Source organism: Mesorhizobium vachelliae (assembly GCF_033977325.1).
Classification (GTDB): domain Bacteria; phylum Pseudomonadota; class Alphaproteobacteria; order Rhizobiales; family Rhizobiaceae; genus Mesorhizobium; species Mesorhizobium vachelliae.
On sequence record NZ_JAVIIR010000002.1, the window covers coordinates 576,922 to 589,522 of the forward strand.

The 12,601-nt window shown below is 64.7% G+C and carries 8 protein-coding genes; 7 read left to right on the plus strand and 1 reads right to left on the minus strand.

Annotated elements, in window-relative coordinates:
* Positions 1-34: 34 nt before the first annotated feature.
* The 7 genes from glnT to RFM41_RS06390 all read left to right on the plus strand — a co-directional run bounded on the left by glnT (position 35) and on the right by RFM41_RS06390 (position 11,100).
* The gene (gene glnT / locus RFM41_RS06360; protein ID WP_320246290.1) at positions 35-1,342 is read left to right on the plus strand and encodes a type III glutamate--ammonia ligase; all 1,308 of its coding nucleotides are present in this window, start codon (positions 35-37) and stop codon (positions 1,340-1,342) included.
* 38 nt (positions 1,343-1,380) lie between these two features.
* The gene (locus RFM41_RS06365; protein ID WP_320246289.1) at positions 1,381-2,634 is read left to right on the plus strand and encodes a sarcosine oxidase subunit beta family protein; all 1,254 of its coding nucleotides are present in this window, start codon (positions 1,381-1,383) and stop codon (positions 2,632-2,634) included.
* Positions 2,635-2,644: 10 nt separating this feature from the next.
* A complete protein-coding gene (locus RFM41_RS06370) occupies positions 2,645-2,926 on the plus strand; it encodes a sarcosine oxidase subunit delta (protein ID WP_320246288.1) in 282 nt (93 codons plus the stop codon).
* The gene (locus tag RFM41_RS06375) at positions 2,926-5,907 is read left to right on the plus strand and encodes a sarcosine oxidase subunit alpha (RefSeq protein WP_320246287.1); all 2,982 of its coding nucleotides are present in this window, start codon (positions 2,926-2,928) and stop codon (positions 5,905-5,907) included. The genes RFM41_RS06370 and RFM41_RS06375 overlap by 1 nt, the downstream gene beginning before the upstream one ends.
* Positions 5,900-6,523 (plus strand): sarcosine oxidase subunit gamma, encoded by a 624-nt coding sequence (locus RFM41_RS06380; protein ID WP_320246286.1) that lies wholly within the window; start codon positions 5,900-5,902, stop codon positions 6,521-6,523. The genes RFM41_RS06375 and RFM41_RS06380 overlap by 8 nt, the downstream gene beginning before the upstream one ends.
* Positions 6,524-6,780: 257 nt before the next feature.
* The gene (locus tag RFM41_RS06385; RefSeq protein WP_320246285.1) at positions 6,781-9,150 is read left to right on the plus strand and encodes a trimethylamine N-oxide demethylase; all 2,370 of its coding nucleotides are present in this window, start codon (positions 6,781-6,783) and stop codon (positions 9,148-9,150) included.
* Positions 9,151-9,390: 240 nt separating this feature from the next.
* Positions 9,391-11,100, plus strand: coding sequence for a trimethylamine N-oxide permease (locus tag RFM41_RS06390; protein ID WP_320246284.1), 1,710 nt, complete (start codon positions 9,391-9,393; stop codon positions 11,098-11,100).
* Between the two features lie 73 nt (positions 11,101-11,173).
* Here RFM41_RS06390 and RFM41_RS06395 read toward each other — a convergent pair whose 3' ends face one another.
* Positions 11,174-12,523: an LLM class flavin-dependent oxidoreductase gene (locus RFM41_RS06395; RefSeq protein ID WP_320246283.1), complete on the minus strand. Its 1,350-nt coding sequence runs from the start codon at positions 12,521-12,523 to the stop codon at positions 11,174-11,176.
* Between the last annotated feature and the right edge of the window lie 78 nt (positions 12,524-12,601).

Here is a 12,601-nt window from a genome sequence, read left to right on the forward strand (position 1 = left end):
CAGACTTCCAAGACCACATAAGCGAGGAACTATAATGGGGAACGATCTCGCCGCATTCGCCAAGGAAAACGGCGTCAAATATTTCATGATCTCCTACACCGACCTGTTCAGCGGGCAGCGCGCCAAGCTGGTGCCGGCGCAGGCGATCGCCGACATGCAGAAGGACGGTGCGGGCTTCGCCGGCTTCGCGACCTGGCTCGACCTGACGCCGGCGCATCCGGACATGCTGGCGGTGCCGGATTCGGATTCGGTCATCCAATTGCCCTGGAAGAAGGACGTCGCCTGGGTGGCGGCAACCTGCGTGATGGACGACAAGCTCGTCGACCAGGCGCCACGCAACACGCTCAAGCGGGTGATCGAGGAGGCCGCCCGCGACGGCATGCATGTCAAGACCGGCGTCGAGGCCGAGTTCTTCCTGATCTCGCCCGACGGCAAGGCGATCTCCGACGAATACGACACAGCCTCGAAACCCTGCTACGACCAGCAGGCGGTGATGCGCCGCTACGACGTCATCGCCGAGATCTGCGACCACATGCTGGCGCTGGGCTGGGGGCCCTACCAGAACGACCATGAGGACGCCAACGGCCAGTTCGAGATGAACTGGAACTTCGACCATGCGCTGGCGACCGCCGACAAGCATTCCTTCTTCAAGTTCATGGTCAAGTCGATCGCGGAAAAGCACGGCTTGCGCGCGACGTTCATGCCCAAGCCCTTCCAGGGCCTGACCGGCAATGGCTGCCATGCGCACATCTCGGTGTGGGACGAGACCGGCAAGACCAATGTCTTTGCCGACAATTCGGAAGAGCTCGGCCTATCCGCCAAGGGCAGGAACTTCCTCGGCGGCATCATGAAGCATGCCTCCGCGCTTGCCGCGATCACCAACCCGACGGTGAATTCCTACAAGCGCATCAACGCGCCGCGCACCATTTCGGGCGCGACCTGGGCGCCGAACACGGTGACCTGGACGGGCAACAACCGCACCCACATGGTGCGCGTGCCCGGCCCCGGGCGCTTCGAACTGCGCCTGCCGGATGGCGCCGCCAACCCCTATCTCCTGCAGGCGGTGATCATCGCCGCCGGCCTCGACGGCATCCGCTCGAAGGCCGACCCCGGCAAGCGCTACGACATCGACATGTACCAGTTCGGTCATACGGTGACGGACGCGCCGAAACTGCCGCTCAACCTGCTCGATGCGCTGCGCGAGTTCGACAGCGACAAATCGTTGAAGACGGCGCTGGGTGAGGAATTTTCGTCGGCATATCTAAAGCTGAAGCAGCAGGAATGGAATTCCTATGCTTCGCACTTCACGCAGTGGGAGCGCGACCACACGCTGGATATCTGAAATCCAGCGTTACGGGTGAGCGGCCTCGGAATGACGCAATGAAATATTCGATCTTCTCGCTCGCCCGCGCCGCTCTTTCCGGCCACAAGACCTGGCAGCCGACCTGGCGCGACGCAGCGCCCAAGGACCGTTATGACGTGATCATCATCGGCGGCGGCGGCCACGGGCTCGCCACCGCCTGGTTCCTCGCCAACGAGTTCGGCATCCGCAACGTCGCAGTGCTCGAAAAAGGGTGGATCGGCTCCGGCAATGCCGGCCGCAACACCACCATCATCCGCTCCAATTACGGCCTGCCCGGCAACACCGGCTTCTACGAATTGTCGATGAAGCTGTGGGAGAAGATGGAGCAGGACTTGAACTACAACGCGATGGTCAGCCAGCGCGGCGTGCTCAACCTCTACCATTCCGACGCGCAGCGCGACGCCTTCGCCCGGCGCGGCAACACCATGCGCATCAACGGCATCGACGCAGAGCTGCTCGACCAGGCGGCGCTCAGGAAAATGCTGCCATTCCTGAATTTCGACAATGCTCGCTTTCCCGTGCAAGGCGGCCTGCTGCAGCGGCGCGGCGGCACGGCGCGGCATGACGCCGTGGTCTGGGGCTACGCGCATGCGGCGAGCGAACTCGGCGTCGACATCATCCAGAATTGCGAGGTCACAGGCTTCATGCGCGACGCCAACGGTAAGGTGACCGGCGTCGAGACGTCGCGCGGCAAGATCGGCGCCGGCAAGGTTGGCATGGCGGTGGCGGGTTCCTCGTCACGCGTCGCGGCTATGGCCGGCCTGCGCCTGCCGATCGAAAGCCATGTGCTGCAGGCTTTCGTCTCCGAAGCGATCAAGCCGCTCTTGCCCAATGTCATGACCTTCGGCGCCGGTCATTTCTACGTGAGCCAGTCCGACAAGGGCGGACTGGTCTTCGGCGGCGATATCGACGGCTACAATTCCTACGCCCAGCGCGGCAACCTGCCGGTGGTGGAGGATGTCTGCGAGGGCGGCATGGCGCTGATCCCGATGATCGGCCGCGTGCGGCTCCTGCGCCAGTGGGGCGGCATCATGGACATGTCGATGGACGGTTCGCCGATCATCGACAAGAGTCCCATCGACGGCCTCTACATCAATGCCGGCTGGTGCTATGGCGGCTTCAAGGCGACGCCGGGCTCGGGCTTCGTCTTTGCCCATCTCATCGCCCGCGATCAATCGCACAAGGAAGCCGCGCTCTTCCGCCTCGACCGCTTCCAGCGCGGCGCCATGATCGACGAAAAGGGCCAGGGCGCCCAACCGAACCTCCATTGAAGACCCGACCATGCGCATAGTCTGTCCCTTCTGCGGCGAACGCGAACTCGGCGAGTTCACCTATCTCGGCGACGCCAAGCCGCAACGGCCGGCGGCCGATGCCGGCCAAGACGCGGTCTACGATTACGTCTATCTGCGCGACAATATCGCCGGCGTGATGAGCGAGCACTGGTACCATGGCGGCGGCTGCCGGGCGTGGCTGAAGGTCACCCGCAACACGCTGACGCATGAGATTTCGGCCGTCGAGCCGGCGGCCGGCGCCGGCGCCGGCGCCGCCAAGGTTGGTGCGTGATGCGCGGCAACCAGGCAAACCGGCTGAGCAATGGCGGCCTCATCGACCGGTCGGCCGCGCTCAATTTCCGCTTCGACGGCAAGACGTTCTCGGGCTTCAAGGGCGATACGCTGGCGTCCGCGCTGATCGCCAATGGCGTCAAGCTCGTCGGTCGTTCGTTCAAATATCACCGCCCGCGCGGCATCCTGACCGCCGGCTCGGAAGAGCCCAACGCGCTGGTCGAATTGCGCAGCGGCGCGAGGCGCGAGCCCAACACCAAGGCAACCACGGCCGAACTCTATGAGGGCCTCGAAGCCGCCAGCCAGAACCGCTGGCCATCGCTCAATTTCGACGTCATGTCGGTCAACCAGCTGTTCGCGCCGATCTTCGTCGCCGGCTTCTACTACAAGACCTTCATGTGGCCGGCGAAGTTCTGGGAAGCGATATACGAGCCGGCGATCCGCCGCGCCGCCGGCCTCGGCCGCGCGGCGGGCGTTTCCGACCCGGACCACTATGACAAGGCCTGGGCGCATTGCGACGTGGTGATCGCAGGTTCCGGTCCGGCTGGCCTGGCGGCAGCCCTTGCCGCGGGACGCAGCGGCGCGCGCGTCATCCTGTGCGAGGAGGATTTCGTCCTTGGCGGACGCCTGCTCGCCGATGGCGGAACGATCGACGGTCTGCTGGCATCCGAATGGATCGCGCGCACGGTCGCCGAGCTTTCGGCGATGCCCGATGTGCGCATCATGACGCGCACGACGCTGTTCGGCGTCTATGACGGCGGCACCTATGGCGCGATCGAGCGCGTCAACGACCATCTGCCCGTACCGCCGGAGCATCAGGTGCGCCAGCGGCTGTGGCGCATCGTCGCCAAGCGCTGTGTCGTCGCGGCCGGCGCGATCGAGCGTCCCATCGTCTTTGCCGGCAACGATACGCCGGGCGTGATGATGGCGTCCGCCATGCGCAGCTACATCAACCGCTACGCGGCCACGCCGGCGAGACGCATCGCGCTCTTCACCAACAATGAGGATGGCTGGCGCACGGCCGAAACGGCGATCGCCGCCGGGCTGCAAGTGGCCGCCGTGATCGATGCGCGGCCGGACGTTTCGCAGGCTCATCGCTCGCTGGCCAGCAAGGGCGGCTTCCCTGTGCTGCACGGCTCCGTTGCCGGCGTCGACGGCGGCAAAGGCGGCGTGCGCAAGATTTCCGTCTCGCTGACCGGTGGCGCGCGCGCCGAGGTTGAAGCTGATGGTCTTGCCGTCTCCGGCGGCTGGAATCCAGCGGTCGGCCTCACCTCCTACCATCGCGGCCGGCCGAAATGGCGTGACGACATTGCCGCCTTCGTCCCGGACGGCGCGCCGCCCGGCATGGTGGCGGCGGGCGCTGCCAATGGCGCCTTCGGTCTTGGCGCCTGCTTGCGTGAAGGGTTCGAAGCTGGCGCCGCCGCGGCACGCGACGCCGGCCGCAGCGGCAATGCCGGATCGATGCCGGTTGCCGACGATGCGGCTTTCTCGCTGACGCCGCTCTGGCACGTCGCCGGCAAGGGTAAGGCTTTTGTCGACCAGCAGCATGACGTCACCGCTTCCGATGTCGAGCTGGCGCAGCGCGAAGGTTTCGAATCAGTCGAGCATTTGAAGCGCTACACGACGCTCGGCATGGCGACCGACCAGGGCAAGACCTCGAATGTCGCCGGCCTCGCCATCATGGCGGCGGTCAGCGGCAAGTCTATCCCGGAGACGGGCACGACAATCTACCGGCCGCCTTATGTGCCCGTCGCCATCGGCGCCTTCGCCGGGCATCACCGCGACGAGAATTTCCATGCGACGCGGCTGACGCCGTCGCATCACTGGGCGGCCGAACAGGGCGCCGTCTTCGTCGACACCGGCCTCTGGAAGCGCGCCCAATGGTATCCGCGCGCCGGCGAGAAGGACTGGCTGGAATCGGTCACCCGCGAGGTCAAGGCGGTGCGCTCAGGTGTCGGCTTCTGCGATGTCTCGACGCTCGGCAAGATCGACGTGCACGGGCCTGATGCCGGCGCCTTCCTCGACCGCGTCTACATCAACGCCTTCTCCAGCCTTGCCATCGGCAAGGCGCGCTACGGGCTGATGCTGCGCGAGGACGGCATCGTCTATGACGACGGCACGACCTCGCGTCTGGCCGAGGACCATTATTTCCTCACCACCACGACGGCCAAGGCCGGGCTGGTGATGCAGCATCTCGAATTCTGCCGCCAGGTGCTGTTCCCCGAACTCGACGTGCAGTTGACCTCCGTATCGGACCAGTGGGCGCAGTTCTCGATCGCCGGGCCGAAGACCCGCGACCTCTTGAAAGAGATCGTCGACCCGGCCGAAGACCTGTCGAACGAAGGTTTTCCGTTCATGGGCGCGCGCGAAGTCGGCTTGCGCGGCGGCATCAAGGCAAGGCTGTTCCGCATCTCCTTCTCCGGCGAGATGGCGTTCGAAATTTCGGTGCCGGCGCGCTACGGCGAGGCGATGGCGCGCAACCTGATGATTGCGGGAAAACCGTTCGGCGTGACGCCTTACGGGACGGAAGCGCTTGGTGTGATGCGCATCGAAAAGGGCCATGTCGCCGGGCCGGAGCTCAACGGCACGACGACGGCAGCCGATCTCGGCCTCGGCAAGATGATGTCGACCAAGAAGGATTTCATCGGCCGCGTCATGGCCGGCCGCGAGGCGCTGGCAGCAGTGAACCGGCAGGTGGTCGTCGGCATCAAGCCGACCGACAAGGCGCGGCGCCTGCGCTCCGGCGCGCACATCATTCCCAAGGGCGAGACACCCGGGCCGGACAACGATCAGGGCTATATCACCTCGGTCTGCTTCTCGCCGGTGCTCGACCAGTGGATCGGCCTCGGCCTTGTCGAGCGCGGCCGCGAACGCATCGGCGAGATCGTGCGCGCGCATGATCCGCTGCGCGGCGAGGACTACGATGTCGAGCTCTGCAATTCCGTCTTCTACGATCCGGATGGAGGGCGCCAGCGTGGCTGATTTTTCCTGGAACGTCCGCAGCCCGCTCGACCGCGCGCTGGTCGCCGGCCCTTACGGCGCGCAGGGCGACGCCGGCGTGGCGCTGGCCGAGATCCGCAATTTCGACCTCATCCAGGTGATGGCGCGGCGCGGCAAGGCCGGCGACATGGCCAAGGCCGCGAAGGCGCGTTTCGGTGTCGCCGCGCCGGAAACGCCCAAGGCGGTCGACGCGACCGACGCGATGCTGATCTGGTCGGGACCGGACCAGTTCCTCGTGCTGTCCAAAGGCGGCAAACACACGATGGAGATGCTTGCGCCTGTCTTTGCCGGATCGGCTTCGCTTTCCGATCAATCGCATGCGCGGGCGCTGATCAGCGTCTCCGGCGACAAGGCGCGCGCGACGCTCGCCAAGCTGTCGTCGATTGATTTGCATCCCGATGTGTTTGGCGCGGGCGCGGCGGCCGCGACGTCGGTGGACCACACCAGCATCACGCTCTGGCGCGGCGAAGACCGCAACGGACAGGCTGTATTCAATTTGCTGGTGTTCGCGACTTTTGCGGAAAGCCTGTGGCACACGGTTCTGGACTCGGCCGCAGAGTATGGCGTCACGATCAGCCACTCCGAGGAACTGGCGTAAAGGCGCGCGCCATCTCCTTCTCCCTTTGTCGGAGAAGGTGGATCGGCGCGCAGCGCCGAGACGGTTGAGGGGTGTTCCAGCGGAGTGAGACGCTGGTGGCATCTGGAGCACCCCTCATCCGTCGCCTGCGGCGACACCTTCTCCCACAAGGGAGAAGGGGGAGCTGGTGCTTGCCAAACGCATTCCCCCTGCTATTCTTGCTGCTAAAATAAGTTTACACACAGGCAAACTTGTTTCTCGCTCGGAGGAGGGTTGAGATGAGCCAGTCGCCCTACCCCGCCGTCCTGTCCGGACCGCCCAAGCCCAGCCTGATCCTGAGGCCCGGCGAGATCGCGCTGCCGCCGGGCCTGGAACGCTATACCGTGCAGGGCAATGGCGCGGTGCTGATCGACGTCGAGGCGGGCGACAGCGTCAGCGTGACCAATGTCGAGGGCGGCCAGCCTTGCGAATTGCTGGCCTGGGACACATCCCGGGCGACCGATCCCGGCATTTTCGGCGAGCGCTCGAACAGCAATGCCGCCGGCATCAAGGCGCTGCTCGCCGAAGGCGACGACAGCCTCTCGGCGCTGCGTCTCAGCCTCGAGCGCCGCAAGGTTCAGCTCGACCAGCCGAAGGCCGTGCGCGTGTTCGGCGGCGCCACGCCGGCCGGCACCGAGCAGAGCTTTTCCGTGCAGCGCGACGGCGCGCTGCTGATCGCGGCACTGGGCGGACCGATGCTGGTCGACGGCCATAACACGGCGACGCCGCTGACCGTCCTGGTGCGCCGCGCCACGATCCGGCTGAAGACAAGAGGGCAGCTTCCTGATCCGCTCGCCGATCCGGTGCTCGATCTTCAGGTGAAATCCGCGACCGCTGAATCCTATTTCGTCAAGGCCGGCGACTATCTGCAGATCATCGATGTCGATGGCCGGCAATGCACCGACTTCCAGTGTTTTTCGGCGCGCAAGCTGGACAAGGGGCGTGATCTGCCGCTCGACGTGACGACGACCCGCACGCTGATGGGCTCCGCCTATCCGATGCCAGGCCTGCATTCGAAATATTACGACCAGGACATGGAGCCGCTGGTCGAGGTGGTGCAGGACACGTGCGGCCGGCACGACGCCTTCGCGCTCGCCTGTGCCGCCAAATATTACGACGACATCGGCTATCCCGGCCACACCAACTGCTCGGAGAATTTCAACAAGGCGCTTTCCGACAAGGGCGTAAATCCCCGCGCGGGTTGGATGGCGATCAACTTCTTCTTCAACACGGCGATCGACGCGCATGGCGTGATGGTGTCGGACGAGCCGTGGTCGCGGCCGGGCGACTATGTGCTCTTGCGCGCGCTGACCGACATCGTCTGCGTGTCCTCGGCCTGCCCCGACGACACCACGCCCGCCAATGGCTGGGACCTGACCGACATCCATGTGCGGACCTATTCCGGCCAGCACAAATTCTCGCGAGCGATCGCCAGACGCATGAAGCCCGACTCGGAACCGAAGATGACCCGCGAGACAGCCTTTCATTCAAGCTTTGCCAAGCACACGCGCGACTTCGTCGAATACAGGGGCTATTGGCTGGCCAATTCCTTCGCCAAGGAAGGACCGATCGCCGAATACTGGGCCTGCCGGCAGGACGCCGTGATCATGGACCTGTCGCCGCTGCGCAAGTTCGAGGTCACCGGGCCGGATGCCGAAGCGCTGCTGCAATACACGCTAACCCGCGACGTCAAGAAGCTGGGCGTCGGCCAGGTGGTCTATACCGCGATGTGCTACGAGCATGGCGGCATGATCGACGACGGCACGCTGCTCAGGCTCGGCAAGGACAATTTCCGCTGGGTCGGCGGCGACGATTTTTCCGGAGAATGGCTGCGCGAGACAGCGAAAAAGCTCGGCCTCAACGTGCTGGTCCGCTCCTCTACCGACCAGATGCACAACATCGCCGTGCAAGGACCGAAGAGCCGCGACATCTTGAAGGAAGTGGTCTGGACCTCGCCGGTGCAGCCCTCGATCGGCGAGCTCGAATGGTTCCGCTTCGCGGTCGCGCGCATCGGCGGCGGCAACGGCGTGCCGGTCGTGGTCTCACGCACCGGCTACACCGGCGAGCTCGGCTATGAGATCTGGTGCCATCCGCGCGACGCCGAAAAAGTATTCGACGCCGTCTGGGAAGCCGGCCAACCGCACGGGCTGAAGCCGATGGGCCTGCAGGCGCTCGACATGGTGCGCATCGAGGCGGGACTGATCTTCGCCGGTTACGAATTCTCCGACCAGACCGATCCGTTCGAGGCCGGCATCGGTTTCACCGTGCCGCTGAAAACCAAGGCCGACGACTTCATTGGCCGCGACGCGCTGATCCGGCGCAAGGAACACCCGCAGCACAAGCTCGTCGGGCTCGACATCGAGGCGAACATCCCGGTCGGCCATGGCGACTGCGTCCATCTCGGCCGCGCCCAGATCGGCGTCGTCACCTCCGGCATGCGCTCGCCGGTGCTCGGCAAGACTATCGCGCTGGCAAGGCTCGACGTCACCCATGCCGAGATCGGCACGGAGGTCGAGATCGGCAAGTTGGATGGCCACGCCAAGCGGGTGCCCGCGCGCGTCGTGGCCTTCGCGCATTACGATCCACAGAAGACAAAACCGCGATCCTGAAAACGGCAATCCTTCCCTTCTCCCCTTGTGGGAGAAGGAAAGAGCCATGTTTCGCAAGCGTGATGTGCATGACATTCACAAAACGCTTGACGGGAAAGCGCGCCGGATCAATCTTCACTCTTAAGAAAAAAATACGACTGAGTGGAAACACGACAGTCGGACCATGATGGCCGGGGAGCAAGCTTCGCAAAAGCCGAAGCGTCGCCGGCGGGGAACAGAAAAAAGGGGAAGACACAAGATATGAGCACGATAAGCACTGCCCTGGAGCAGCCTGCCGAAAGCAAGCTGCTCAGGCATATCGACTGGCGCGGCGCCTTCTGGGTGGCAAGCGGCGTTCCGGCACTGGTCCTGTTCTCGATCGGCGGCATTGCCGGCACGACCGGAAAGCTCGCCTTCCTGATCTGGACGGTGTCCATGATCATGGGTTTCCTGCAGTCCTTCACTTATGCGGAGATCGCCGGCCTGTTCCCGAACAAGTCGGGCGGCGCCTCGATCTACGGCGCCACGGCCTGGCTGCGCTATTCGAAATTCATCGCGCCGCTGTCGGTATGGTGCAACTGGTTCGCCTGGACGCCGGTGCTGTCGCTCGGCTGCTCGATCGCGGCCGCCTACATCCTCAACGCGCTGGCGCCGGTGCCGATCTTCACCGAGACCTCGCCGGAAGTGGTCGCCTATATCGGCGCGCATGCCGGGACGGCGCCCGCCGATGCGATCGCCGCGGTGACCGCCGCCGCGACGCCGGCGATCCGCACATGGTCGCTGTGGGGCCACACGCTTGGCCCGGTGTCGTTCACCTTCAACGCCACCTTCTTCATCGGCGCGGTGCTGATGCTGATCATCTTCTCGATCCAGCATCGCGGGATCCTCGGCACGGCCAACGTGCAGAAATATATCGGCCTGCTGGTCATCGTCCCGATGCTGATCGTCGGCGTCGTGCCGATCTTCACCGGCCAGATCGACTGGGCGAATTTCTCGCCGCTGGTGCCGCTGGCCACCGCCTATGCACCCGATCCCGGCTCCTGGAACATTGCCGGCTGGACGCTGGCGCTCGGCGGCATGTTCATCGCAGCATGGTCGACCTACGGCTTCGAGACCGCGGTCTGCTACACGTCGGAATTCAAGAACCCCGGCACCGATACCTTCAAGGCGATCTTCTACTCCGGCTTGCTCTGCATGCTCCTGTTCATCCTGGTGCCCTTCACCTTCCAGGGCGTGCTCGGCTTGAACGGCATGCTGGCGACGCCGATCGTCGACGGCTCGGGCGTCGCCGACGCGCTGGCCGGCATGGTCGGCGGCGGCAAGCTGATCCACAGCCTGCTGGTCATGCTGATGATCCTGGCGCTGGTGCTCTGCATCATGACGGCGATGGCCGGCTCCTCACGCACGCTCTACCAGGGTTCGGTCGACGGCTGGCTGCCGCGTTATCTCAGCCACGTCAACGAGCATGGCGCGCCGACGCGGGCGATGTGGACCGACCTCTGCTTCAACCTGATCGTGCTGGCCATCGCCTCGGCCGACGCGACGAGCTTCTTCTTCATTCTCGCCGTGTCGAACTGCGGCTACATCATCTTCAACTTCCTCAACCTCAATGCCGGCTGGATCCATCGGATCGACAACGGCCACATCAACCGTCCCTGGAAAGCGCCGACCTGGCTGCTCGGCATCGGCGCCATCTTCGCCTATGTCAACGCGATCTTCATGGGCGCCGGCGCCAAGGTGTGGAACCCGATGGCGTTGTGGGCCGGCCTGATCACGGCTGCCTTGATCATCCCGGTGTTCTGCTTCCGACACTACATCCAGGACGGCGGCAAGTTCCCCGAGCACATGCTGGCCGATCTCGGCATGGCCGGAGCCGACCTCTCGGTCAAGAAGGCGGGCATGCTGCCTTACCTGACGCTGATCGCCGGCGTGGTGGTGATGCTGATCGCCAACTGGGTGTTCGTCATCTGACATTGCAACCTGAAAAGAACGGGCGCGCCTCGGCGCGCCCGTTTCCTTTTTGCCGATCGTCTCGATCGCGGCGTCAACCTGCTTTGCGGATAGCCGCTTCTTCGAAGAACCGGTTCGGCGGCCGCTTCAGGCCGAGATTCTCGCGCAGCGTCGATCCTTCATATTCGCGCCGGAAGATCCCGCGCCGCTGCAACTCAGGAACGACCTTTTCATGGAAATCGTCGAGCCCCACCGGCAGATAGGGGAACATCACGTTGAACCCGTCCGAGCCTTCGGTGACGAGCCATTCCTCCATCTCGTCGGCGATGGTCGCGGGCGTGCCGACGAAAGCGAGGCCCGAATAACCGCCGAGCCGCTGGGCAAGCTGGCGGACCGTGAGGTTCTCCTTGCGCGCCAGGTCTATGACGCGCTCGCGGCTGCTTTTGCTGGCATTGGTCTCCGGAATGTCCGGCAACGGACCGTCCGGATCGAAACCCGACGCATCGTGGCCAAGCGCGATCGACAGCGAGGCGATGCCGCTCTCGTAATAGACGAGGCTGTCGAGCTTGGCCCGTTTGGCTCGCGCTTCCTCGACACTGTCGCCGACGATGACGAAAGCGCCGGGCAGAATCTTGATGTCGTCGCGCGAACGACCGAGCTTTTCCGCGCGTCCTTTCACATCGGCAAAGAAGCGCTGGCCGGCCGCGAGATCGGCGTGGGCGGCGAAGATGACCTCGGCAGTCTCGGCCGCCAATTGCCGCCCGGCCTCCGACGCGCCGGCCTGGACGATAACAGGCCAGCCCTGCACCGGCCGGGCGATGTTGAGCGGCCCGCGCACCGACAGATGCTCGCCCTTGTGGTCTAGCACATGCAGCCGCGACGGGTCGAAATAGAGGCCGCTTTCGGCATCGCGGATGAAGGCGTCGTCGGCAAAGCTGTCCCACAGCCCGGTGACGACATCGTAGAACTCGCGCGCCCGTTGATAGCGCTCGTCATGCTCGACATGCTCGTCGAGGCCGAAGTTGAGCGCGGCGTCCGGGTTGGAGGTGGTGACGATGTTCCAGCCGGCGCGGCCGCCGCTGATATGGTCGAGCGACGCGAAGCGCCGGGCGATATGATAGGGCGCGTCGAAGGTCGTGGATGCGGTCGCGACCAGTCCGACGCGATCGGTGACGGCGGCGAGCGCCGACAGCAGCGTGAACGGTTCGAAGGAGGTCACCGTGTGGCTGCGCCGCAGCGCCTCGATCGGCATGTTGAGCACGGCGAGGTGGTCGGCCATGAAGAAGGCGTCGAATTTCGCCGCCTCGAGCGTCTGCGCGAATCGCTTCAGATGCGCGAAGTTGAAGTTGGCGTCCGCGTAGGCGCCCGGGTAGCGCCAGGCGCCGGTGTGAAGACTGACGGGGCGCATGAAGGCGCCGAGCCGTAATTGCCGTTTTTCTGACATGGGGATGATCCAGCGATGACGAGCGTTGCCGCTCCGATATCGATGCAGGATCGGCCTGCGTCGCGTTGCTGAAAAGGA

Excerpts from the sequence above, each read along its gene's own strand:
- RFM41_RS06385 (WP_320246285.1), top strand. The coding sequence starts at position 6,781 with ATGAGCCAGTCGCCCTACCCCGCCGTCCTGTCCGGACCGCCCAAGCCC.
- RFM41_RS06390 (WP_320246284.1), top strand. The coding sequence starts at position 9,391 with ATGAGCACGATAAGCACTGCCCTGGAGCAGCCTGCCGAAAGCAAGCTG.
- RFM41_RS06365 (WP_320246289.1), top strand. The coding sequence starts at position 1,381 with ATGAAATATTCGATCTTCTCGCTCGCCCGCGCCGCTCTTTCCGGCCAC.
- glnT (WP_320246290.1), top strand. The coding sequence starts at position 35 with ATGGGGAACGATCTCGCCGCATTCGCCAAGGAAAACGGCGTCAAATAT.
- RFM41_RS06395 (WP_320246283.1), bottom strand. The coding sequence starts at position 12,523 with ATGTCAGAAAAACGGCAATTACGGCTCGGCGCCTTCATGCGCCCCGTC.
- RFM41_RS06375 (WP_320246287.1), top strand. The coding sequence starts at position 2,926 with ATGCGCGGCAACCAGGCAAACCGGCTGAGCAATGGCGGCCTCATCGAC.
- RFM41_RS06370 (WP_320246288.1), top strand. The coding sequence starts at position 2,645 with ATGCGCATAGTCTGTCCCTTCTGCGGCGAACGCGAACTCGGCGAGTTC.